Genomic DNA, 22,142 nt, shown 5'->3' with positions numbered 1-22,142 from the left:
TCATACCGTCCGGTACCCGCAATGCGGGACTGGAACGACTTCGAGAGGACACTGTTGACCTCGCCACGCGTGACTCCTGGCAACCCGGCCGCGAGTGGTGATCCGGCGCCCGCACGACTGACGGTAGGCATCGTCTCGGCGGGACGCGTGGGATCGGCACTCGGCGCCGCACTCGAGCGCGCCGGACACATCGTGTTCGGCGTGGCCGCCATCTCCGACGCCTCGGTGCGCCGGGCACAGTCCAGACTGCCCGAATCACGAATCCTCCCGGTCGAGGAGGTCGCAGCCAGCAGTGAACTGCTGCTCCTGGCCGTCCCCGACGCGGAGTTGGCCGGGCTGGTGCGCGGTCTGGCGAGTTCCGGGACAGTGCGTGCCGGCACGATCGTCGTCCACACTTCCGGCGCCAACGGGATCGGAGTACTCGCCCCACTACAGGAAGCCGGTGCGTTACCGCTGGCCGTCCATCCGGCCATGACCTTCACCGGTCACGACGAAGACGTGTCCCGGCTGGCCAACGCCTGTTTCGGAGTCACCGCCGCCGATGAGATCGGCTATGCCATCGCCCAGTCCCTGGTGATCGAGATGGGCGGCGAACCGGTCCGGGTGGCCGAGGAACACCGCACCCTCTATCACGCCGCGCTCGCACACGGCAGCAACCACCTCGTAACGCTGGTGCTGGACGCGGTGGATGCGCTGCGGCAGGCGCTGGCCGGCCCCGGTCTGCTCGGCCAGCAGACCATCGACGACCAGCCGGGCGGTCTGCCGGAACGGCTGCTCGCACCGCTGGCCTCCGCTGCGCTGGACAACGCGCTACGCCGCGGCCAGTCGGCGCTGACCGGCCCGGTGGCACGCGGGGACATCGCGGCGGTCGCTGCGCACCTCGACGCCCTCGCGGCGGCCGACCCAGAGGTGGCCGCCGGTTACCGGGCGCTGTCGCGGCGTACCGCCGAACGGGCGCAGGCCCCGGCCGAACTACGCGAGTTGCTGGAGGAGCCCCGATGATGCGATATCTCCGCCTTCGCCGCGGCTTCCGCGGATCGCATGGAGTGCCTTCGAAGGAGGCTCGATGACGGATTCGACGCTGCGCGGTGCCTACCGCGCCGGTGAACTGACGGTGCAGCACGATCCGGCCGTACTCGGCAAGGTGGTACGGGCGTTGCGCGGGACCGGGCGTACCGTCGGCTTCGTGCCCACCATGGGTGCTCTGCACGAAGGGCACCTCGAACTGGTGCGTCGTGCCAAGCGCACCAATCAGATCGTGGTGGTTTCCGTCTTCGTGAATCCGCTGCAGTTCGGTGCCGGTGAGGATCTGGACAGTTACCCGCGCACCCTCGACGCGGATGTGGAGATGCTGCGTGGCGAGGGAGTCGACTTGGTGTTCGCGCCGAGTGCGACGGATATGTATCCGGAGGGCCCGCGTACGACGGTGCAGCCCGGACCGGCCGGCGCCGATCTCGAGGGCGCGTCCCGGCCGACCCATTTCGCCGGGATGCTGACCGTGGTGGCCAAACTGTTGCAGATCGTGGGCCCGCACGAAGCTTTCTTCGGGGAGAAGGACTATCAGCAGCTCACACTGATCCGCCAGATGGTCCGCGACTTGAATTTCGATGTGAAGATCGTGGCGGTGCCGACCGTGCGCGAATCCGACGGTCTCGCTCTCTCCTCGCGCAACCGCAACCTCGACCCCGTCCAGCGCGAACTCGCGACCACACTTTCCGCCGCGCTGCTGGCCGGTGCGCGATCCGGTGCGGCCGGTGCCGACGCCGTACTGCGGGCCGCGCACGCCGTACTGGCCGCCGCCCCCGAAATCGAACTGGACTATCTCGAACTCCGATCCGCGAATCTGGATCCCGCCCCCGAGAACGGTAACGCCCGCCTGCTCGTCGCGGCTCGGTTCGGCGCCACCCGTTTGATCGACAACGCCCCGGTCCAACTGGGCGTAGAACTGGACGGTCACCCCGACGCCGATACCGTCGCCCCTCTCGCGAACGGCGTCTCACCGAGCACCCCCGGGACCGGGTCATGAGTACCCTCTCGATCCCCGGTGCACCGCATGGCGCGGCCACCCGCTTCAGAGCGGCCCGGAGGCGTGAATTTCCCATCCTTGCCGGATGGCCGACCTCAGTGGGCGGGGCCCGCCCCGGTTCTGGAGCGACGAAGCGAAGGAGCGCAGCGACTGAGCGCAGGAGTGAAGAACCGGGGTCACGAGGGCCCCGCCCCCGCGGCGCCGAAGGCGCCGCCATGAACACAGAAAGGCGACGATGATGTTGCGCACCATGATGAAATCGAAGATCCACCGGGCCACCGTGACCCATGCCGACCTGCACTATGTCGGTTCGGTGACCATCGATCAGGATCTGCTCGATGCCGCCGACCTGCTCGAGGGTGAGCAGGTCTGCATCGTCGATATCGATAACGGCGCCCGTCTGGAGACCTATGTGATCGCGGGCGAGCGTGGTTCCGGCGTGATCGGTATCAATGGTGCCGCCGCGCATCTGGTCAACCCAGGTGACCTGGTTATCCTCATCGCCTACGCCATGATGGACGAGGCCGAGTTGCGTGAGTACGACCCGAAGGTGGTGTTCGTGGACTCCCGTAATCGTCCGGTCGAGCTGGGGTCGGATCCGGCGCATGCGCCCGAGGGCTCGGATCTGATCAGCCCCCGCAATCTGACCTTCGCCTGAGCGGCGGCGGTGACCGCATGCTGTTGACCATCGACGTCCGCACGACCAGCACCGTTGTCGGGTTGGTCGCGGGTACGGGCCCGGAGGCCGAGCTGGTCCGGCACTGGCGGATCCACACGAATCCGTTGCATACCGCGGACGAGTTCGCGATGAGTCTGCGCGGGTTGGTGGGCTCCGATTTCGACGCGGTGACCGGGGTGGTGGGTCTGTCGACGATGCCGCCGGTGCTGCGCGAGTTGCGGTCGATGCTGGACAGGTACTGGCAGCAGGTGCCGCATCTGCTGGTGGAGCCCGGCGTGCGGACCGGAATTCCGCTGTTGGTGGACAATCCGAAAGAGGTCGGCGCCGACCGGATCGTGAACGGTCTCGCTGCCCATCATCAGTTCGGTGGCGCCGCGATCGTGGTCGATTTCGGTGTTTCGATCTGCGTCGATCTCGTATCGGCGAAGGGGGAGTTCCTCGGCGGGGTCATCGCGCCGGGAGTGGAAACCGCGACCGAGGCCCTGATCGAGCGGGCCGCGTTGCGCCGGGTGGAGTTGACTCGACCCCGGTCGGTGGTGGGTAAGAACAGCGTGGAATGTATCCAGTCGGGGGCGATTTTCGGCTTCGCCGGTCTGGTGGACGGTCTGGTGGACCGGATCCGCGATGATATCGACGGTTTCGCCGATGACGGTGTCGCGGTGGTGGCGACCGGTGCGGCCGCCCCGTTGATCGTGGGTGAATCCGAGACCGTCGAGCATCACGAGCCGAATCTCACGATCACCGGGCTGCGGCTGGTCTTCGAGCGCAATCAGCGCCGTAGTCGCGGCTGATTCCACCTGAGCGCCCGGCTGTGACGAATTCCGCCGAGTCGCATGTGGCCGTCGCGTCGGAGGCTTGCTAAGCTCACCGTGTGCTGATCCGCATGCGTACCCAGGAGTGTTGTCGAGGCTGATTCGCCTCGACCGTTCGAGGCATTCTGCAGTCCTCGACCGTTTCTTTACTTCCTGGAGATGCGCTGATGCATTCGCCTGCTCTTTCGTCCGTAGTGCGCCGGTCGGCTCGTGATGCTTCCGCTGCGGCCGCGAATCCGATTCCCGATCGTCCGATCGCCCCGGCGCTGCCTACTCGCTTGCGTCCGGCCGACCTCCTTCGGCTGACCGATGAGACCGGTGAGGATGTGCTCGCCGGCCGGTACGATCACCTGCTCCCCGCGGATGGATCGTGGCCTGCGGTGGACCGCTGGGCCGCCCGGCTGGTCTCCGACGACGAAGTCGATGTCTGGCTGATCAGCTGGACTCCGGACAAATCCACGAAATTGCACGATCACGCCGGTTCGCTCGGTGCGCTCACCGTGCTCAGCGGTGCTCTGGCCGAATACCGCTGGAACGGTACCGGACTCCGCCATCGGGTGCTGTCCGCCGGCGATCAGGCCGCCTTTCCGATCGGCTGGGTGCACGATGTCGTGCGAGCCCCCGACCGGATCGCGGTATCGGGATCTTCCGGTCCCGGACCGCTCGATCCCACGCTCAGCGTGCACGCCTACTCACCGCCGCTCACCGCTATGTCCTATTACGAAGTGACCGGACACGGCAGCCTGCGGCGCACCCACACCGTCCTCACCGACCAGCCCGAAGGTGATCTCTGATGTCGCGACTGACCATTGATCAGATGCTCGACCGAGCCCGTTCCCAGTTGCGACGGCTCCACCCCGTAGAACTGCCCGCCGCGCTCGCCCGGGGCGCGTTCCTGGTCGATATCCGGCCCGCGGCCCAGCGAGCCAGGGAAGGGGCGCTGCCCGGGGCCCTGGTCATCGAACGGAATGTGCTCGAGTGGCGGCTCGATCCCACCAGTTCGGCACGCTTGGCGCTGGCCGTCGATCACGATGTCGAATGGGTGGTGGTGTGCTCGGAGGGATACACCTCCAGTCTGGCCGCGGCGTCGTTGCGTCAATTGGGTCTGCATCGGGCGACCGATCTGGTCGGCGGTTATAAGGCACTGGAAGCGGCCGGTTTGCGATCTGTCGCCACCGGCGCCGCGCACTTCACCAGGGAAGTTCGTTCGCTCGCCGTTCTCTGAATTATCATCGTGGGCCGAATGCGGCCGGACGACAATGTATTTCCGACGCGCGCCGGTTCCCCGGGAAAATTCTAAGCAACCAAATGGTCTATTTCTCCCGGGGTGGTCCGGCGTACGTTCCGCGGGTGATTTCCGATCGCACCGTTGGGGCGGGCGGATGACGAATCGATTTGCCGTGCACGCTAGGGTGGTTCGCTGTGAGCAACCCGAACATCTCGTCATCCGGCGGCTCCGCGGGCGTTGTTCCCGCGGGGCGATCCAGCCGCTCCGCGGAGGTCGACGACGTCCCCGAGCAGATGCGGATCCGCCGGGAGAAGCGGGAGCGGCTGCTCGATTCGGGCGGGGAGGCCTATCCGGTTTCGGTGCCACGTACCCATGGCCTGGGTGAAATCCGTGCCGCCTATCCCGATCTCGCGGCCGATACCGCGACCGGTGAACTCGTCGGTGTGGCCGGCCGGGTCATCTTCATGCGTAATACCGGCAAATTGTGCTTCGCTCAGCTGCAGGAGGGCGACGGCACTACTTTGCAGGCCATGGTGAGCCTGAACGGTGTCGGCGCGGATGGACTGGCGGCCTGGAAGTCCGATGTGGATCTCGGCGATATGGTATTCGTGCACGGCGAGGTCATCTCGTCGCGTACGGGTGAATTGAGTGTCATGGCCGATTCGTGGTCCATGGCGGCCAAGGCGCTGCGCCCGCTACCTGTAGCGCACAAGGAGATGAGCGAGGAGACGCGGGTCCGGCAACGCTATGTCGATCTGATCGTGCGTCCGGAGGCTCGTGAAACGGCTCGTACCCGGGTGGCGGTCGTGCGTGCGTTGCGCAATGCGCTGGAGCATCGTGATTTCCTCGAGGTCGAGACGCCGATGCTGCAGACCCTGCACGGGGGCGCGGCCGCGCGACCTTTCCGTACGCACTCCAATGCCCTCGATATGGATCTCTACCTGCGCATTGCTCCGGAGTTGTTTCTGAAACGCTGCGTGGTCGGAGGGTTGGAGCGGGTCTTCGAGATCAATCGGAACTTCCGTAACGAAGGTGCCGATTCAACCCATTCGCCCGAGTTCGCGATGCTCGAAACTTATCAGGCGTACGGCACCTATGACGACTCCGCGCGCATGACCCGGGAATTGATCCAGGAAGTGGCACAGGAAGCGCTGGGAACTCAGGTCGTCACCCTTGCCGATGGTTCGGAATACGACTTGAGCGGTGAGTGGACAACGGTCGAGATGTATCCGTCGTTGTCCGAGTCGACGGGGGTCGAGGTGACCCCGGAAACAACTGTTCCGGAATTGCTCGAGCTGGCGGATCGGCTCGGTCTGGAAATTCCCGAGGGCAAGGGCTACGGCCACGGCAAACTGGTGGAGGAACTCTGGGAGCACAGCTACGGCGACAAGCTGTACGTGCCGACTTTCGTTCGTGATTTCCCGGTCGAGACTTCTCCGCTGACCAGGCAACACCGGTCGCGGGCCGGTGTCACCGAGAAGTGGGATCTGTATGTCCGCGGCTTCGAGTTGGCCACCGGCTATTCGGAGTTGGTGGATCCGGTGATCCAACGCGAACGGTTCATCGATCAGGCCCGTCTCGCTGCGGCAGGCGATGACGAGGCAATGGTGCTCGACGAAGACTTCCTGGCCGCTATGGAACACGGGATGCCGCCGACAACCGGAACCGGTATGGGAATCGATAGGTTGTTGATGGCACTCACCGGATTGGGAATCCGGGAAACGATACTGTTCCCAATAGTGCGGCCGGTAGGCCGTTGAGCGAACGGTTTGCATAGCAGGCCGCTCGCCTTGGAATTTTCCGAATTCGGGGTATTCTTGCCTCGGGTAATCGGCCTGATTTTTCGGGCCGCACGATTTCGAGAGGACGTTCATCTCATGGCAAAGAAGGTCACCGTTAGCCTGATCGACGATGTCGACGGTGAGTCCATCGCGGACGAGACCATCGAGTTTGCAATCGATGGGGTGTCGTACGAGATCGACCTGTCGTCGACGAATGCTTCGAAGCTTCGGGACGAGTTGGAGCAGTGGGTTTCCAGTGCCCGTCGGGTGAGCGGTCGGCGCCGGGTGAAGTCCGCGGTGGCGGCCGTCGGCAACACGAAGGCCCGCGCCACCATGGATCGCGAACAAAGTGCGGCTATTCGTGAGTGGGCGCGCCGCAATGGTCACAAGGTTTCCGCGCGTGGCCGTATCTCCGCCGATATCACCGACGCGTACAACAAGGCCGCGAAGGGGTAATTTTTCTTTCAACCGTCGCTCGCGGGCTTATTCGCAGAACGCGGCGACGGCGGGTCTTCTCGATAGCTATTTGGAATTACCGCTGGCCCCGGCGTCGATCGCCGGGGCCGCTGCGCCCGGCGGCGTTCCATCTTGCCCGAGCGGCCGACTGCCCGGCACCATGGATAGGATCGGCCGGGCCGCGCGCGCCGCAGTGCAAGAGGTCCGCAGTGCCCGGCAGTTGCTGCCGGTATGGAGAGGTGAGGTATCGGCGCAGTGACCGGATCCGTCGGTTCGTTCCTTCGATTCACCGATGACGAAGGCCGTAGGCGCGAAGTGATGTTGAGCCCCGATCGGCAGCGGATCACCATAGGCCGTTCCGCGGGTGCCGATCTGTCGCTGCGTTGGGACGCCGAGGTCTCCCGGCTGCACGCCGCGGTCGAATACCTCGCCGCACATTGGACCATCGTGGACGACGGCCTTTCCCGTAACGGCACGTTCGTCAACGGCGAACGTCTCAACGGCCGCCGTCGGCTGATGCCCGGTGACCGCATCCGGGTCGGCACCTCACTGGTGTCCTTCCACGATTTCAACGGCGTCGCCGACGATGCCACCCGTGCCTCCGGTGGCGGCATCCCCACCGTCCGCTCGCTGACCGAGGCCCAGCGCGCGGTGCTCGTCGCGCTGTGCCGTCCGTACAAAGGGGATGCGGGTTTCGCGGCCCCGGCCACCAACCAGCAGATCGCGGACGAGTTGTTCCTGAGCGTGGATGCCGTCAAGACCCATCTGCGCGCCCTGTTCGCCAAGTTCGGCGTCGAAGATCTGCCGCAGAACCAGAAGCGCGTTCGGCTCGCCGCGCTGGCGATGCGCAGCGGACTCATCGCCGACCGCGAACTGTGAGGCCGTGACCCGGCTGTCCCTCGCCCCGCGGTATCGGACTCCCCAGTTCTGGGAGCTGCTCTGTTCGCTCTGGGCAAAACCGAAGTGGGAAACCAATCGGGGGGTAGGGGCGTTATGAGTGAATAAGCCTGCCGTCGGCCGCACATCGTTAGGGTGGAGCGGCGGCGGCGGAATTCCCTGCCAACTAGAGTGGGAGGCGGGGGCCGCAACCCCTGGCCTACATGGCAGGCTGAGATCGACGGTTGTCCAGGACACACCACGGCATCAGCCGGCCATAGAGTCCGGAGCAGGAGAGTGAGGGAGCGATGTTCGAGAGGTTCACCGACCGCGCGAGGCGTGTCGTCGTCCTGGCCCAAGAAGAGGCCCGGATGCTCAACCACAACTACATCGGCACCGAGCACATCCTGCTGGGTCTGATCCACGAGGGTGAGGGTGTCGCGGCCAAGTCGCTGGAATCGCTCGGTATCTCGCTGGAGGGCGTGCGCAGCCAGGTCGAAGAGATCATCGGCCAGGGCCAGCAGGCCCCGTCCGGTCATATTCCGTTCACCCCCCGCGCCAAGAAGGTGCTGGAGCTGAGCCTGCGCGAGGCGCTGCAGCTCGGCCACAATTACATCGGCACCGAGCACATCCTGCTCGGCCTGATCCGCGAGGGCGAGGGTGTCGCGGCGCAGGTGCTGGTCAAACTCGGCGCGGACCTCAACCGGGTCCGCCAGCAGGTCATCCAGCTGCTGTCCGGATACCAGGGCAAGGAACCGGTCGAATCCGGTGCCCGCGGGGAGACCGGTACGCCGTCGACCTCGCTGGTGCTCGACCAGTTCGGCCGTAACCTCACCCAGGCCGCGCTGGAAGGCAAACTCGACCCTGTCATCGGCCGCTCGAAGGAGATCGAGCGGGTTATGCAGGTGCTGAGCCGCCGTACCAAGAACAACCCTGTCCTGATCGGTGAGCCCGGTGTCGGTAAGACCGCCGTGGTCGAGGGCCTGGCTCAGGCCATCGTCAACGGCGAGGTCCCGGAGACGCTCAAGGACAAACAGCTCTACACCCTCGACCTGGGTTCGCTGGTCGCGGGCAGCCGCTACCGGGGTGATTTCGAGGAGCGCCTCAAGAAGGTGCTGAAAGAGATCAACACCCGTGGCGACATCATCCTGTTCATCGACGAGCTGCATACGCTGGTCGGTGCGGGTGCCGCCGAAGGCGCCATCGACGCGGCCTCGATTCTGAAGCCGAAGCTGGCCCGCGGTGAGCTGCAGACCATCGGTGCCACCACTCTCGACGAGTACCGCAAGTACATCGAGAAGGACGCCGCCCTGGAACGCCGTTTCCAGCCGGTGCAGGTGGGCGAGCCGACCGTCGAGCACACGATCAATATCCTCAAGGGCTTGCGCGACCGCTACGAGGCGCACCACCGGGTGTCCATCACCGACGGTGCCCTGGTCGCCGCCGCCACCCTGGCCGACCGCTACATCAACGACCGGTTCCTGCCGGACAAGGCGATCGACCTGATCGACGAGGCCGGCGCCCGGATGCGTATCCGCCGGATGACCGCCCCGCCGGACCTGCGCGAGTTCGACGACAAGATCGCCGACGCGCGCCGGGAGAAGGAATCGGCGATCGACGCGCAGGACTTCGAAAAGGCCGCGCGACTGCGCGACAAAGAGAAGCAGCTCGTCGCCAAACGGGCCGAGCGCGAAAAGCAGTGGCGCTCCGGTGATCTGGACGTCGTGGCCGAGGTCGACGACGAGCAGATCGCCGAGGTACTGGCCAACTGGACTGGTATCCCGGTGTTCAAGCTCACCGAGGAGGAGACCACCCGTCTGCTCCGTATGGAGGACGAGCTGCACAAGCGGATCATCGGCCAGGAGGACGCGGTCAAGGCCGTCTCCAAGGCCATCCGCCGTACCCGCGCGGGTCTGAAGGATCCGAAGCGTCCGTCCGGTTCGTTCATCTTCGCCGGTCCGTCCGGTGTCGGTAAGACCGAGCTGTCCAAGGCGCTGGCGAACTTCCTGTTCGGCGACGACGACGCGCTCATCCAGATCGACATGGGCGAGTTCCACGACCGCTTCACCGCCTCGCGGCTCTTCGGTGCCCCTCCCGGGTACGTCGGCTACGAAGAGGGCGGCCAGCTCACCGAGAAGGTGCGGCGCAAGCCGTTCTCGGTCGTGCTGTTCGACGAAATCGAGAAGGCCCACCAGGAGATCTACAACACCCTGTTGCAGGTTCTCGAGGACGGTCGCCTCACCGACGGCCAGGGCCGGACCGTGGACTTCAAGAACACGGTGCTGATCTTCACCTCTAACCTCGGCACCTCCGATATTTCGAAGGCCGTGGGTCTGGGCTTCACCCAGAGCAACGCCGAGGGCTCGAACTACGAGCGGATGAAGCTCAAGGTCAACGACGAGCTGAAGAAGCATTTCCGGCCCGAGTTCCTCAACCGTATCGACGATGTGATCGTCTTCCACCAGCTCACCACGGATCAGATCGTGGAAATGGTGGACCTGATGATCAACCGGGTCGGCGTGCAGTTGAAGAACAAGGACATGGCGATGGAGCTCAGCGATAACGCCAAGAGCCTGCTGGCCAAGCGCGGCTTCGACCCCGTGCTCGGTGCCCGGCCGTTGCGCCGCACCATCCAGCGTGAGATCGAGGACCAGCTCTCGGAGAAGATCCTCTTCGGCGAGATCGGTGCGGGCCAGGTCGTGGTGGTGGACGTCGAGGGTTGGGACGGCGAAGGCTCCGGCGAGGACGCCAAGTTCACCTTCACCCCGAAGGCCAAACTCACCAAGGAAGACGGTGAGAAGAAGCCCGAGGTCGTGCTGACCGGCGCCTCCGAAGGTTCGACCGAGGCCGCTTCGGGCGAATAGTCGTACCGCAGTCAAGGCCTGCCCACTGGTATCCCGCCGGTGGGCAGGCCCTTTTCGTGGCGGTGCCGGCAAGTTGCCGCCGGTCGTCGTCGGTCTGCGGTCGGTGGACGCGAGTACGGTGGTGGCGTTCATTCGATACGAATCGAACGTTCCTATCGATGAGGTCCCAGCCCCGGTATTGCAACCACGTGGGGGAACCGCGCTCTACGACGCCATCGGCAAACTGATCACCGATCTCGGCGCCGAGTTGGCCGCTCGGCCGGAAGACGAGCGGCCCGGCACCGTGATCGTGGTCGTTCTGACCGACGGCCACGAGAATTCGAGCCGCGAATGGACACATGCCGCGGTGCGTTCGCTGATCGAACAGCAACAGAACGTGTACAGCTGGGACTTCTTGTTCCTGGGCGCCAATATGGACGCTGTCGCGATCGGCAGCGGGCTCGGTTTCGCGCCGCAGCAGTCCATCACCTATGGAGCGGCGCCGTCCGGCGTCGCGGGGGTGTTCCGGGCGGCCGGTGCTTATTCACGACGGTTGCAGGCGCCGTCGGGTTCGGCCCGGGCAACCGGCTTCACCGATGAGGAGCGGCGCGACGCGAACCCTGGCTGAGGCGCGGAATCATTGCGATGTGCCAGGGTCGGAACCGTCAGGGCCGAGCGCGTTCCGGCGCGGCTCGGCGGTCACCGCAACCGGGGCCGCGATTTCGCGAGAACCGTTGTCGCCGAGGCCTTTGCGGGTGCGCGGCCGGGCATCCGGGTCGATAGCTATCCGGAGCGGACGGCTCGGTAGCCGTGCTGCCACTCGAAAGCCGCCACTGGGTTTGGGACCCGCGGTCAGCGCTCCGCCGAGAGCGTGTGTGTGTTCGCGCATGGCGATGATCCCCATACCGCGAGTGGGCCCGGCGTATTCGGGTCTGCCGGTGGGACGGGTGTTGTCGACGGTGAGGTCCACGGAATCGGCGGTGTAGCGCACGGTCACGGTGGCTTCGGAGCCAGGGGCATGACGTACGACATTGGCGAGGGATTCCCGGACGATCTGGGTCGCGGCGTCGTCGATCGCCGCGGGCAGGGAATCGGGAGTCCCCAGCACTCGGGTGTGGACAGTCAAACCAGCCGTCCGCGGTTTGCGCAGCAGTTCGTCGAGATCGGACATGGTGGGATCGGGTTCACGGGGCGGTGGGCCCGGCGCGACCGCGGCGGCCGGTGGGTGCGCCCTGTCCTCCGCGCTCCGTGTCGAACGGTCACTGCCCGGCCGTTCTCGGCGTCCGAAACCACCACGACGGGACCGTTTTTCACGATCGGGTGGACGGTCTTCCCTGTCGCTCACGGCGCGATCCGCGGCGGTCTGCGCGGGGGCCCCGGGAGCGGGCTCCACGGCCTGGATCGCATGGCGCAGTGCCTGTACATCCTCGAGCGCGTTGCGGCTGGTCGATTTGATCTCGGCCACGGTGCCGGCGGCTTTGGCCGATTTGTTCTCCACCTGTTGGAGGGCCATCCCGGCCTGCACATTGATCAAGGACAGGTTGTGCCCCACCACATCGTGCAGTTCGCGTGCGATCAGCAGGCGCTCCGCGCGCGCCTCGAGTTCCCCCTGCTGCTGTGCGACAGTGCGTTCGGCGGTGTCCAGCGCCTGCCGGGCTCGGACGAGCATGCGGCGATGCCGCACCACCTCGACCAGTGCCACGGCCAATGCCGGCCAACCCAGTAGCAGGACCACCTGCCAGCTCGTCATCGCGAACTCTCCACTTGCACCACCCTATTCGCCTGTTGCGTTCGATCGTCGGTGCACACCCGGATTTCCGGTGCCGCAATGGTATTCCGGAGACCGATCCGCCGGTCCCGGGTGTACCGATCGGCGGCGGCGCGTGATCGCCGCATCTGCGGCGGCACCTGGCCCGACGCGGGTATGGTCCAGTGATGGTCGACCAGCAAGTGCGTGTACCGGACCTGTCCACACGGCCGCACGAACTCACCGTGGAGCGTGTGATGACCGCGTCACCCGATCTCCTGTATCTGGCGTGGACTCAGGGGTTCGATATCTGGTTCGCGGAGCCGTCTTCGGTCCGGATGCGGCCCGAGGTGAACGAACCGTTCTATTTCGAGACCCTGCACGAGGGGCGTATCCGCCCGCACTACGGCCGCTTTATCCGCTTGGAACCGGGACGACTGGTCGAAATGACCTGGGTAACCGGTGCCGGGGGTACCGAGGGTGCGGAAACCGTGGTCCGGGTGGAGTTCGTCAAACAGCCGCGCGGTATCCGGCTGCGGTTGCGGCACAGCGGTTTCACCGATGAGGCCGCACGCGACAGGCACCGGGAGGCGTGGCCCGCGGCACTGGCCCGTCTCGACGAACGCACCGCTGCGCCGGGCTGAGGGTACGAGTAGGTTCGAATCGAACTCACAACGAATCATCGTCGAAAGGATCGTGATGCCCACACGTACCGCGCGCACCGCATGGACCGGTGGTCTGCAGGACGGCTCCGGCCAGGTCGAGCTGGTCAGCTCGGGGGTCGGCAAGTACGAGGTGTCCTTCCCCAAGCGGTCGGCCGATGACGCCGACGGTACGACCAGCCCCGAAGAGTTGATCGCCGGTGCGCATTCGTCCTGCTACGCGATGGCGCTGTCGAACGAGATCGCCCAGGTCGGTGGTACGCCGCAGAGCCTGGACGTATCGGCCGCAGTCACCCTGGGCCCCGATCCGGCGGGCGGTTTCCGGATCAGCCGGATCGCGCTGACGGTGCGCGGCCGGGTGTCCGGGCTCGACGAAGCCGGTTTCGCGGCCGCGGCGGCCGCCGCGAAGGCAGGCTGCCCGATCAGCAAGGCGCTGAGCGGAGTGGACGACATCACACTCGACGCCGCCCTGGAATCCTGATCGCTGTCCCGGGCCCCGCACGGGGCCCGGGATCATGCCGCTTCGTATCGTTCGGCTCCGGGCCCGGCCCGGAACCAGCTGCGCGCGGCCGGTGTATACATGGCGGGGATCGCGACGAATACCGCACAGAGATGTCCGATTCGGGTGAGCGCTACAAGGACGGTCGTTGCGCTGAGGTCGGTGAACACGTCCGTGCCCGAAGCCGCGAACATGCGAATGGGCTCCACCACCAGTGAAGCCGTCCCGATCACTCCGATCCCGGCGGTGAGCAGGACCCGCGCCCACCGGTCACCCCGCGACATTCGCCAGGCGACAGCGAGCACCACCCCATAGACCACGCTCCTGAACAGCCAGTTGCCCGCGAGTGAGCCGATATCGGCCGCGTTGTCGGTCAACAGGCCCACGCTGTGTACGACAGTTTCGGCGACACCCCAGCCGACGGCCGCCATGAGCGCGACGAAGGCTGTGGTGACGGCCGCGGGCCGTGCGGCGATTGTGTTGTCCCGGTAAACGAGTGCGGTGTCGTTCATACACCGACCCTGCCCGGCCGCAGCTACGGCCGGGATCACCCGGGCGTAGCAGCGACCTCCGGTACCGCCGTACTACGGCGAGTGCTCCATTCGGTGAGTGCGGCGAAAGCGAGTCCGATACTCACCCACAACGTGGTGGATACCGCCAGCGAGGCGGCCCGGAACTCCCACAACAACGTCGCGGGGAAATCGGCGCCCACTTCGTTCACCCCGGGCAGTAGTACGTAACCGACTGTGACGACGAGTCCGAAACCCGCCACCGCGGCGATCAGCCGGAAGGATTCCGGCTGCGCCCGCAGCGCTTTCCAGAGGTAACCACCGACCGCGACGGCCACCAGACCCAGCACCACCGCGGCCACCCACAGCAGGGTTCGGTCGTTGATCGTCTCCGGATCGCCCACCGCCGGTGGGTTCGCCGGGTACTTGAAGAACGGCACCGCGACCACCGCGACCCACCCGGCCAGGCCGAGTCCCAACACGAGCCGCCCGCCGGACAACGAGCTGAACCGCCGGACGTAATGCGCCGCGGTCGCGACGATCACGCCGAACGCCATACCCGCCAGAGCGCTCGCGAGGAACTGCCCGAACCTCTGCCAGGGCCTGCTCACCACGGCCTCGTCCCCATGCGTATGTTCGGTGCTCACTTCGTGCGCGACGCCGGAATCGTGGGAATGCTCCGCGGGGGGAGCCGCCGCCTCCTCGATGGCGATGGCAGCGTCGACCGCGGGTTCACCGACGAAATTGCCGACGACCCCCGCGAGGAGACCGGCGATCAGACCGGCGAGCAGACCACGGAGCAACAGAGCACCGAAGGATCCGCTCAATGGCATGGAACACCCAGCAGATGGCGACCGTCGTGCATGAGCTCGTGCACGAACATTCCGCTGCGCGATACGGCACCTTGGTCGAACCCGACCAGATACAGCGTCAACAACGCCAGCAGGACGACTCCGACGGTGACGAGCACTGTCGCCGATGTGTCGGCGGCCCTGCTCGGGACATGGGCTATGGCCATGATCGATCCTCCTCATCCGGATGATCGCGTCCGGTTCGCGAGTTCTGCGCAGGTGCCGGTGTCTGGCTCTGCCCACCCGATGACGGCGTGGACATCACAGTGGCGCGACCGCTCCGGGTTCTCACCGGATTACCGCGTCACCTCCGCTTTCACCTCGAACCTTGACACCAGCAGCGACCGGTCGTCAATATGCCCGGGCATAAGCACTGGCCACGCCACTGTGTTCGGTGGCGTGGCCAGGTGGGTCCGGCAGGATCAGGAGGCGGGTTTACCCGCTACATCGAGCACTACCTCGAATTCCAGCAGTGAGGCGCCGGTGGCGACAGGTTTGTTCTGCTGCCCGGCGTGTGCCTCCTTGGCCGGGCCGTCGCGCCACGCCGCGAAGGACTCCTCGGAATCCCACTGGGTGACGACGAAGTACCGGTTCTCCCCGGCGGTGGGCCGCAACAACTGGAAGCCGAGGAACCCGGGGGAGTTCTCGACCGCGTGCGCGCGGTGGGCGAACCGCTTCTCCAGCTCCGGACCCGCGCCCTCGGGGATCTCGATCGCATTGATCTTCACAACAGCCATGCCCCGAGCTTAGGGCTGTGTTTATTTGCCCCGCCTTCGGCGGGGCGGTCGGGGCCCTCGTGACCCCGGTTCTTCACTCCGGCGCTCAGTCGCTGCGCTCCATCGCTCTGTCGCTCCAGAACCGGGGCGGGCCCCGACCACGAATGGTGACCGTCCGGAGTAGGCGAAGGTGCAGGAGTGCGCTTCGACCGGCCTGGAGAGGTTCACGGCATTGTCGGTGCTCTACAGTCGCCGATCGTTGTACGGCCTGCTGCACGCGCTCGGTCGCTGCGCTCGTTCGCTCTGATGCGCCTATAGATTTCAATCTGGTGGTGTGGGTTGGTTGGTCAGGGCGTGGTAGACGTCTCGGGCGATGAAGCGTTGAGGCGCGTCAGGGCCGACGCCGCTCCAGAACCCGGGGACTCGACTATGGAGGTGGTAATCGGGCAGAGCCACGGGCGATCTGGGCGCAGCGACGAACCCGGACCGGGGCGCGCGGTGGTTGTCGCTGTGCCGGCCTGTGGAGGGTTGTGAATAAACTCGGCCCGGTGTTGCACGACGAAGGTGGGGCCGGGGCCCCGATACTGCTGCTGCACGGACTGATGGGCAGTGCCCGGACCTGGCAGGACCAGGTCGTATGGCTGCGTGACCACGGCCGGGTGTTCACTTTCGACGCCGCCGGCCACGGGCGGCCTGCTCCGGACGAACTCGCCACCGACGCGTTCGTCGCCGATCTCGCCGAAGCCACCTCGGGTATCGCCGAGCCGATGACCGTGATCGGCCATTCGATGGGCGGCCTGCACGGATGGGTTTTCGCGGCCACGTATCCGAGCCGGGTGCGCGCGCTGGTGGTCGAGGATATGGCCGCCGATTTCACCGGGCGTACGGCCGCGCACTGGGCCGCGATGGTCGAAGCGTGGCCGCAGCCCTTCCCCGACGAGGAAGCGCTGCTGGCGCATTTCGGGCCGGTCGCGGGACGCTACTTCCTGAATTCGTTCGAGCGCGGCGCGGACGGCTATCGGTTACACGGGGAGGTGGCCACTTTCCGGGCTATCTCGGAGGAATGGGGCACCCGCTCGTTCTGGCCGGAATGGGGGCGGCTCACCGTGCCCACCCTGCTGCTCGAGGGCGAATACACGATCACCCCGGCGGGCCAGATGCGCCGGATGGCCGAACTGCATCCCGCTGCCGAGCACGTCTTGATACCCGAGGCCGGGCATTTGGTGCACGACGATCAGCCGGCGCGCTACCGGGTCGAGGTCGAGCGTTTCCTCGCCCGGCCCCGGCGGACCGCCGTCGAGAGATGAGCGGCCGTCCTCAGCCCTCGCCTGCCAGCGCGAACCGTCCGTCGTCGGTCTGTTCGATCAACCCGTCGACCAGCAGTGAATCCAGCGCGCGGTCGCGCTGGCCGGGGTCCCGAGTCCAGGCGAGGTCCAGCCGGACACGTTCCACCGGTGCGGGCGCGGCCCGCAGTACGTCGAGGAGCCGCCCGCGTGCCTGCCGGTCCGTGCCCTCGTACTTCTGCGTGCGGCGCGTCGATTCGGTGACCGGCCGGCCCGCGGCGACCCACGCACAGCGCGGCAGTGGACAGCGCGTGCAATCCGGGGTCCGCGCGGTGCACACCGTCGCGCCGAGTTCCATCAGCGCTGCCGAGAACACCGCCGCCCGATCGACCCGTCCCGGCAACAGCGCCTCGGTCTCCCGCAGATCGCGCGTGGCCGGATTACCGGCCTCACCGCGACCGTGCACGGCTCGCGCCACCACCCTGCGCACATTGGTGTCCACCACCGGTACCCGCTGTCCATAGGCGAAACAGGCGACCGCGCGCGCGGTGTACGCGCCGATCCCGGGCAGTCCGAGAAGTATCTCCACATCGTCGGGCACCGCGTCACCGTGCTCGGCGGCCAGCACCTGCGCGCATTCATGAAGTCGCAGGGCGCGGCGCGGATAGCCGAGTTTGCCCCAGGCCCGGAGTACCTCGCCCGCGCTCGCCGCCGCCATGGCCGAGGGCACCGGCCAGCGCTGCACCCACTCACGCCAGATCGGTTCCACTCGCGATACGGGTGTCTGCTGCAGCATGATCTCGCTCATCAGAATCTGCCAGGCGCTCACCTCGGGCCGCCGCCACGGCAGATCCCGGGCCGCGCGGGTGTACCAGTCGATCAGCGTGCCGGAGTCGATCGCGCCGGGTTCGATCCCACCGGCACGGCGCTCGCCCGCGTCCGGATTTCCGACGCTCGTACCGCTCACTCGACCCGCTCCGTTCAGCTCACCGTGCAGTTTCACCGGATGGGCGCGGATAGCCGCCGCGCTGTCACGGGACCGAAGCAAGCGAGCACACCAAATCGTGCAGAATGGACACCATGCCTCAATCCAACCCGGTAAGTGCCTGGAAGTCGCTGCGCGAGGGAAACGAGCGCTTCGTGAACGACACGCTGCTGCATCCTAGTCAGGGAGCCGCCGATCGAGCCAAGCTCGTCGGCGGCCAGAGTCCGTCCGCGGTGCTGTTCGGCTGCGGGGATTCGCGGGTCGCGGCGGAATTGATCTTCGACCAGGGCCTCGGCGATATGTTCGTGGTGCGCACCGCGGGCCACGTGATCGACGCGGCGGTGCTGGGGTCCATCGAATACGGCGTGGGTGTGCTGAACGTGCCGCTCATCGTGGTACTCGGACACGACAGTTGCGGCGCGGTCAAAGCGACGCTGAACGCGCTGGACGGCGGTGAGGTACCCGGCGGATTCATCCGCAGCATCGTCGAGAAGGTCACGCCCTCGATGCTGATCGGACGTCGCGAGGGCCTGAGCTCGGTGGACGAACTGGAAGCCCGCCACGTGGTGGAGACCAGCCGACTACTCATGGAACGATCGATGATCGTCTCCGAGCGCGTGAACGCCGGCGACTGCGCGATCGCCTGCGTCACCTACAAGCTGGTCGACGGCCGGGCGAAACTGCATCGGGTGGTCGGCAATATCGGTGAAGCCGTCTGATCTACCCGAGCGCGGCCGGGGATCGGCGATACCTTCGGGTGTGCCGTTGACGGATGCCGCCGCCCGATGCGCTTACCGTTGACACGTGTTGGAACCGACAGGACCGTTATCGCCGGAGATCTACTGGCGGCGCCGCGTGTTCGCCATCGGGGCGCTCGTGGTCGCGCTCGCGGTGGTGATCTGGCTGGTCGTCACCGTCTCCCGCGGCGGTGATTCACGCGATGCCGCCGCGGCGGCATCGACGTCCGAGACAGGCGAACCCACCACCCCGAGTTCCGCCTCGGCGTCCACTACGGGGAGCGCTACGCGCGCATCCACCACGACCTCCGGCCCGCGCAGTACCGAACCCGCCCCGGTGGTGTCCGGCCAATGCGCCGACCAGTCACTGGCGATCAAGGTTTCGGTGGGGCAGCCCACCTATCAGGTCGGCGAGGAACCGGTCTTCGGGATCGTGATCACGAATATCTCCGGCGAGCCGTGCACCCGGGATATGGGATCCGGCCTGCAACGGGTATCCGTGCACTCACTCGACGGCGGGCGTCAGCTCTGGGCGAGCACGGACTGCTATCCCGACGGCGAACCGGATGTCCGGAGTCTCGATCGCGGTGAGCAGGCTGCCTTCACGGTCACCTGGACCGGTGCCACCTCGCAGCCGGAATGCGCGGGCGAACGAGTCGAGGTGCCCGCGGGCGCCTACAACGTGGTGGCGCAGATGGGTTCGGTGCGCAGCGCGCCCGAACCCTTCAACATCGCGTGAGCGGAGTCATTTCTTCGTCAGCCCCGCCAGCCGCAACGCGCTGCGCAGGCTCGGCGCCTCGTGCAGGGTCATCGGTGTGGCCTTGCCGTCCGTACCCGGCGGAACCACCGCGGTGGTGAAGCCGAGTCGTTCGGCCTCGGCGAGCCGGCGGGTGGTGGAGGTGATCCGCCGGACCTCACCGGCCAGCCCGACCTCACCGAGGATCACCCAACCCGCCGGCAAGGCCGTATCCCGGGCGGCGCTGGCGATCGCCAGCGCGATGGCGAGATCCGCAGCCGGCTCGGTGAGTCGCATACCGCCCACGGTGGCCGCGTAGATGTCCTGCTTGCCGACATAGAGCCCGCACCGACTCTGGAGCACCGCCAGCACCATGGCGACCCGGTTGTAGTCCAAGCCGCTGACGGCGCGGCGCGGCGCCGGAACCTGCGTTTCGACAGTCAACCCCTGCACCTCGCCGACCAGCGGCCGCTTCCCGTCCATCGCGACCGTAACCGCCGTACCGGGTACGGAATCCGATCGATGATGCAGGAAAAGTCCGGAAGGATCTGTCACACAGGCGATTCCGTCGTCGTGCAGTTCGAAGCAACCCACCTCGTCGGCACTGCCGAACCGATTCTTGATCCCGCGCACCATCCGCAACGCCGTGTTCTTGTCGCCCTCGAACTGCAACACCACATCCACCAGATGCTCCAGGGTGCGCGGCCCCGCTACGGCACCGTCCTTCGTGACATGCCCCACCAGCAGCACCGCGATTCCGCTCGCCTTGGCCAGCGACGTCAGGGCCGAGGTCACCGCCCGCACCTGGGTGACACCCCCGATCACCCCGTCGGTATCGGCGGCCAGCATCGTCTGAACCGAATCGACCACCAGCAGTGTGGGTTTCACCTGATCGACATGCCCCAGCACCACCGAGAGGTCCGATTCGGCGGCCAGATACACCCGATCGTGGACCGCACCGGTCCGGTCGGCACGCAACCGCACCTGCCCCGCCGATTCCTCGGCGGTCACATAGAGGGCCCGCTCGTCGCGCTGCCGCGCCCAGCGATGCGCAACCTCGAGCAGCAACGTCGATTTGCCCACCCCCGGCTCCCCGGACAGCAACACCACCGACCCGGCGACGATTCCGCCCCCCAGCACCCGATCGAGCTCGGAAACCCCGGTGGGCCGCGCCGTGGTTGTATGCGAATCGATCCGGGAGATCGGTGCGGCGGCGGTCGTCGGCAACATCGCCTTACGCGCCGGCCCTGCCGCGGCAGTAGCCACCGGCATCGCCTCGTCCACGGTGCCCCAGGATCCGCACCCGGGGCATTTGCCGACCCATTTGGTGACTTCGTGCGCACACTCCGAACACCGGTAGACGGCTTTGTTCTTGGTCACTGCCACAGCCCGCACCCTACGCAGCTGCGGTGACAGTGTTTGTTTGCGGCGCCTTCGGCGCCGCGGGTCGAGGCCCCCGGACGGGCCTCGACCTCTGTGGGCCTCGTAAGACTCGGCGCCGGGTGCGTCATCGTTCGCAAGAGGGGGCGGATGCGAGGTTCGGCACGGTCGGGTGGGTGGGTGCGTCGCCAGCGAGCCTCCGGACGGCGGCGCAGCGCGCCGAGACCGGTGCACGGGGCGTCGACCAGGATCCGGTCGTAGCCGGGTCAGGCCCGGGGCGGACCGACCTGGGCACGCCGGCGTCGGCTGCGGTCCCACTTTCCCGGTGGTGAGCATTGATGGTCGGGGCAGCCCTGATTCCGGAGCGCGTGCAGTCGCCCGTCCAGAGAGTGGCGACCAGTGCACACTCACAGTGTCGTAACCCACCGCGGGCTGTTCGAGGAGCACACCAGGCCGCACCTTCCGTCGACTCCGAATGGTCGGCATTCGTGGTCGGGGCCCGCCCCGGTTCTGGAGCGACAGAGCGAAGGAGCGCAGCGACTGAGCGCCGGAGTGAAGAACCGGGGTCACGAGGGCCCCGACCGCCCCGCCGAAGGCGGGGCAGAAAACTCAGTGTCCGCCGGTGGAACCGGTGGTGCTCTTGGAGAGTTCGGATTCGTGGCGGGGGGCGTCGACGCCGGCGTCGACCGGGACCTGGACCACTATGGCGCCGTTCTCCTTGAAGTTGAACGAGATGTCGTAGGTGAGACCGGGGGTGATGTCGCGGGTCAGGCCGGTGATCTCGATGCGCGCGGGTTTCGTTTCGCCGCCTTCGGTTTTGATCGTTTCGCCGCTGGTGTGGGTTTCCGCTCCGGCCTGCGGCGTGGAGACCACGATGGTTTCGGCGGGGGCGATCGAGAGTTTGCCGCCTTCACCCGGGGTGATCTCGGCAGTGCCGAGGTCGGTGGTGACGCTGGTGAGTTCGTCGGTGACCACTTCGCCGGTGTTCACGATCGACAACGCGAGCGCGGCCCGGCTGCCGGTGGTGTTGGTGTCGGTGCCGTCGCCGGGGTAGACGATGTGCACGTTGCGCAGCGCGATATCGCCGGTATCGGCTGTATTGCCGTTGACGGCGGCGACCTGGTCGGCGGTTTGCGAGTGCTGGCCGGCGCTGCAGCCGGACAGGATGAGCGCGGCTCCGGCGGCGAGCGCGGCGGCCGCCACCATGCGGCGACGCCGGGTCGGGGCGACCGGGTCAGCGGCAGTCACAGCAGTCAGGGCAGTCACGGGTTGTCCTCCATGTCCGAGTGGGCGCACTCCAACTAGGCACTGTAGTAGTTGCATCGGAACATGCGGC

The 22,142-nt window shown here is 66.6% G+C and carries 24 protein-coding genes, 1 pseudogene and 1 riboswitch; of the genes and pseudogenes, 16 read left to right on the top strand and 9 right to left on the bottom strand.

What is annotated here, in order from left to right; genetic code table 11:
• The first annotated feature begins 54 nt into the window (after nt 1-54).
• The 11 genes from OG405_RS24150 (at nt 55) to OG405_RS24100 (ending at nt 11,329) form a co-directional block, all read left to right on the top strand.
• On the top strand, nt 55-1,002 hold the full coding sequence (locus tag OG405_RS24150) for a Rossmann-like and DUF2520 domain-containing protein (RefSeq protein WP_327148724.1): 948 nt from the start codon (nt 55-57) through the stop codon (nt 1,000-1,002).
• Between the two features lie 64 nt (nt 1,003-1,066).
• Nucleotides 1,067-2,026 (top strand): pantoate--beta-alanine ligase, encoded by a 960-nt coding sequence (gene panC / locus OG405_RS24145; RefSeq protein WP_327148723.1) that lies wholly within the window; start codon nt 1,067-1,069, stop codon nt 2,024-2,026.
• A gap of 238 nt (nt 2,027-2,264) precedes the next feature.
• The gene (gene panD / locus OG405_RS24140; RefSeq protein WP_327152482.1) at nt 2,265-2,684 is read left to right on the top strand and encodes an aspartate 1-decarboxylase; all 420 of its coding nucleotides are present in this window, start codon (nt 2,265-2,267) and stop codon (nt 2,682-2,684) included.
• A 17-nt stretch (nt 2,685-2,701) separates the two neighbouring features.
• A complete protein-coding gene (locus OG405_RS24135) occupies nt 2,702-3,496 on the top strand; it encodes a type III pantothenate kinase (protein WP_327148722.1) in 795 nt (264 codons plus the stop codon).
• A gap of 188 nt (nt 3,497-3,684) precedes the next feature.
• Nucleotides 3,685-4,311 (top strand): cysteine dioxygenase, encoded by a 627-nt coding sequence (locus OG405_RS24130; RefSeq protein WP_327148721.1) that lies wholly within the window; start codon nt 3,685-3,687, stop codon nt 4,309-4,311.
• An 8-nt stretch (nt 4,312-4,319) separates the two neighbouring features.
• Entirely contained in the window at nt 4,320-4,742 is a 423-nt protein-coding gene (locus OG405_RS24125; protein ID WP_327152481.1) for a rhodanese-like domain-containing protein, read from the top strand.
• Nucleotides 4,743-5,038: 296 nt separating this feature from the next.
• Nucleotides 5,039-6,505 (top strand): lysine--tRNA ligase, encoded by a 1,467-nt coding sequence (gene lysS, locus OG405_RS24120; RefSeq protein ID WP_327152480.1) that lies wholly within the window; start codon nt 5,039-5,041, stop codon nt 6,503-6,505.
• Between the two features lie 117 nt (nt 6,506-6,622).
• Nucleotides 6,623-6,982, top strand: a complete 360-nt coding sequence (locus OG405_RS24115) for a histone-like nucleoid-structuring protein Lsr2 (RefSeq protein ID WP_327152479.1) — start codon at nt 6,623-6,625, stop codon at nt 6,980-6,982.
• A 255-nt stretch (nt 6,983-7,237) separates the two neighbouring features.
• Entirely contained in the window at nt 7,238-7,861 is a 624-nt protein-coding gene (locus OG405_RS24110; protein WP_327148720.1) for an FHA domain-containing protein, read from the top strand.
• 305 nt (nt 7,862-8,166) lie between these two features.
• Nucleotides 8,167-10,722 carry an ATP-dependent Clp protease ATP-binding subunit gene (locus OG405_RS24105; protein ID WP_327148719.1) on the top strand — a complete coding sequence of 852 codons (2,556 nt, stop codon included), beginning with the start codon at nt 8,167-8,169 and terminating at the stop codon, nt 10,720-10,722.
• Between the two features lie 73 nt (nt 10,723-10,795).
• On the top strand, nt 10,796-11,329 hold the full coding sequence (locus tag OG405_RS24100; protein WP_327148718.1) for a VWA domain-containing protein: 534 nt from the start codon (nt 10,796-10,798) through the stop codon (nt 11,327-11,329).
• A 9-nt stretch (nt 11,330-11,338) separates the two neighbouring features.
• On the opposite strand, the gene OG405_RS24095 is transcribed toward OG405_RS24100, so the two are convergent.
• Entirely contained in the window at nt 11,339-12,451 is a 1,113-nt protein-coding gene (locus OG405_RS24095) for a sensor histidine kinase (protein ID WP_327148717.1), read from the bottom strand.
• A gap of 185 nt (nt 12,452-12,636) precedes the next feature.
• Between OG405_RS24095 and OG405_RS24090 the strand changes: the two genes are divergently transcribed.
• A complete protein-coding gene (locus tag OG405_RS24090; protein ID WP_327148716.1) occupies nt 12,637-13,092 on the top strand; it encodes an SRPBCC family protein in 456 nt (151 codons plus the stop codon).
• Between the two features lie 55 nt (nt 13,093-13,147).
• A complete protein-coding gene (locus OG405_RS24085) occupies nt 13,148-13,591 on the top strand; it encodes an OsmC family peroxiredoxin (protein WP_327148715.1) in 444 nt (147 codons plus the stop codon).
• A gap of 32 nt (nt 13,592-13,623) precedes the next feature.
• Here OG405_RS24085 and OG405_RS24080 read toward each other — a convergent pair whose 3' ends face one another.
• The 4 genes from OG405_RS24080 to mhuD all read right to left on the bottom strand — a co-directional run bounded on the left by OG405_RS24080 (nt 13,624) and on the right by mhuD (nt 15,706).
• A complete protein-coding gene (locus OG405_RS24080) occupies nt 13,624-14,121 on the bottom strand; it encodes a hypothetical protein (protein ID WP_327148714.1) in 498 nt (165 codons plus the stop codon).
• A 35-nt stretch (nt 14,122-14,156) separates the two neighbouring features.
• Complete coding sequence (locus OG405_RS24075; RefSeq protein ID WP_327148713.1) at nt 14,157-14,951, bottom strand: CbtA family protein; 795 nt, start codon at nt 14,949-14,951, stop codon at nt 14,157-14,159.
• On the bottom strand, nt 14,942-15,136 hold the full coding sequence (locus OG405_RS24070) for a CbtB domain-containing protein (RefSeq protein ID WP_327148712.1): 195 nt from the start codon (nt 15,134-15,136) through the stop codon (nt 14,942-14,944). The genes OG405_RS24075 and OG405_RS24070 overlap by 10 nt, the downstream gene beginning before the upstream one ends.
• Nucleotides 15,137-15,172: 36 nt before the next feature.
• A riboswitch (cobalamin riboswitch) is annotated at nt 15,173-15,321 on the bottom strand.
• A gap of 70 nt (nt 15,322-15,391) precedes the next feature.
• Nucleotides 15,392-15,706, bottom strand: a complete 315-nt coding sequence (gene mhuD, locus OG405_RS24065; RefSeq protein ID WP_058853342.1) for a mycobilin-forming heme oxygenase MhuD — start codon at nt 15,704-15,706, stop codon at nt 15,392-15,394.
• A 527-nt stretch (nt 15,707-16,233) separates the two neighbouring features.
• Between mhuD and OG405_RS24060 the strand changes: the two genes are divergently transcribed.
• A complete protein-coding gene (locus OG405_RS24060; protein WP_327148711.1) occupies nt 16,234-16,992 on the top strand; it encodes an alpha/beta fold hydrolase in 759 nt (252 codons plus the stop codon).
• 10 nt (nt 16,993-17,002) lie between these two features.
• Here the strand turns inward: OG405_RS24060 and OG405_RS24055 are convergent, their stop codons facing one another.
• Nucleotides 17,003-17,881: an A/G-specific adenine glycosylase gene (locus OG405_RS24055; RefSeq protein ID WP_327152478.1), complete on the bottom strand. Its 879-nt coding sequence runs from the start codon at nt 17,879-17,881 to the stop codon at nt 17,003-17,005.
• A gap of 167 nt (nt 17,882-18,048) precedes the next feature.
• Here OG405_RS24055 and OG405_RS24050 point away from each other — a divergent pair, with 167 nt between their 5' ends.
• Nucleotides 18,049-18,672 carry a carbonic anhydrase gene (locus OG405_RS24050; protein WP_327148710.1) on the top strand — a complete coding sequence of 208 codons (624 nt, stop codon included), beginning with the start codon at nt 18,049-18,051 and terminating at the stop codon, nt 18,670-18,672.
• Between the two features lie 85 nt (nt 18,673-18,757).
• Entirely contained in the window at nt 18,758-19,429 is a 672-nt protein-coding gene (locus OG405_RS24045) for a hypothetical protein (protein WP_327148709.1), read from the top strand.
• A 6-nt stretch (nt 19,430-19,435) separates the two neighbouring features.
• Here the strand turns inward: OG405_RS24045 and radA are convergent, their stop codons facing one another.
• The 3 genes and pseudogenes from radA to OG405_RS24030 form a co-directional block, all read right to left on the bottom strand.
• Nucleotides 19,436-20,806 carry a DNA repair protein RadA gene (gene radA / locus OG405_RS24040; RefSeq protein WP_327152477.1) on the bottom strand — a complete coding sequence of 457 codons (1,371 nt, stop codon included), beginning with the start codon at nt 20,804-20,806 and terminating at the stop codon, nt 19,436-19,438.
• Nucleotides 20,807-20,904: 98 nt separating this feature from the next.
• Nucleotides 20,905-21,072 (bottom strand): annotated as a pseudogene (locus tag OG405_RS29300) (rRNA cytosine-C5-methyltransferase); the annotation flags it as partial.
• Nucleotides 21,073-21,415: 343 nt separating this feature from the next.
• Nucleotides 21,416-22,054: a hypothetical protein gene (locus OG405_RS24030; RefSeq protein WP_327148708.1), complete on the bottom strand. Its 639-nt coding sequence runs from the start codon at nt 22,052-22,054 to the stop codon at nt 21,416-21,418.
• Nucleotides 22,055-22,142 lie beyond the last annotated feature (88 nt).

This window comes from Nocardia sp. NBC_01329 (genome assembly GCF_035956715.1).
Classification (GTDB): domain Bacteria; phylum Actinomycetota; class Actinomycetes; order Mycobacteriales; family Mycobacteriaceae; genus Nocardia.
This window is presented reverse-complemented; position numbering and strand designations above follow the sequence as displayed.

Excerpts from the sequence above, each read along its gene's own strand:
- panC (WP_327148723.1), top strand. The coding sequence starts at position 1,067 with ATGACGGATTCGACGCTGCGCGGTGCCTACCGCGCCGGTGAACTGACG.
- panD (WP_327152482.1), top strand. The coding sequence starts at position 2,265 with ATGTTGCGCACCATGATGAAATCGAAGATCCACCGGGCCACCGTGACC.
- OG405_RS24135 (WP_327148722.1), top strand. The coding sequence starts at position 2,702 with ATGCTGTTGACCATCGACGTCCGCACGACCAGCACCGTTGTCGGGTTG.
- OG405_RS24130 (WP_327148721.1), top strand. The coding sequence starts at position 3,685 with ATGCATTCGCCTGCTCTTTCGTCCGTAGTGCGCCGGTCGGCTCGTGAT.
- lysS (WP_327152480.1), top strand. The coding sequence starts at position 5,039 with ATGCGGATCCGCCGGGAGAAGCGGGAGCGGCTGCTCGATTCGGGCGGG.
- OG405_RS24115 (WP_327152479.1), top strand. The coding sequence starts at position 6,623 with ATGGCAAAGAAGGTCACCGTTAGCCTGATCGACGATGTCGACGGTGAG.
- OG405_RS24105 (WP_327148719.1), top strand. The coding sequence starts at position 8,167 with ATGTTCGAGAGGTTCACCGACCGCGCGAGGCGTGTCGTCGTCCTGGCC.
- OG405_RS24095 (WP_327148717.1), bottom strand. The coding sequence starts at position 12,451 with ATGACGAGCTGGCAGGTGGTCCTGCTACTGGGTTGGCCGGCATTGGCC.
- OG405_RS24090 (WP_327148716.1), top strand. The coding sequence starts at position 12,637 with ATGGTCGACCAGCAAGTGCGTGTACCGGACCTGTCCACACGGCCGCAC.
- OG405_RS24085 (WP_327148715.1), top strand. The coding sequence starts at position 13,148 with ATGCCCACACGTACCGCGCGCACCGCATGGACCGGTGGTCTGCAGGAC.
- OG405_RS24080 (WP_327148714.1), bottom strand. The coding sequence starts at position 14,121 with ATGAACGACACCGCACTCGTTTACCGGGACAACACAATCGCCGCACGG.
- OG405_RS24075 (WP_327148713.1), bottom strand. The coding sequence starts at position 14,951 with ATGCCATTGAGCGGATCCTTCGGTGCTCTGTTGCTCCGTGGTCTGCTC.
- OG405_RS24070 (WP_327148712.1), bottom strand. The coding sequence starts at position 15,136 with ATGGCCATAGCCCATGTCCCGAGCAGGGCCGCCGACACATCGGCGACA.
- mhuD (WP_058853342.1), bottom strand. The coding sequence starts at position 15,706 with ATGGCTGTTGTGAAGATCAATGCGATCGAGATCCCCGAGGGCGCGGGT.
- OG405_RS24050 (WP_327148710.1), top strand. The coding sequence starts at position 18,049 with ATGCCTCAATCCAACCCGGTAAGTGCCTGGAAGTCGCTGCGCGAGGGA.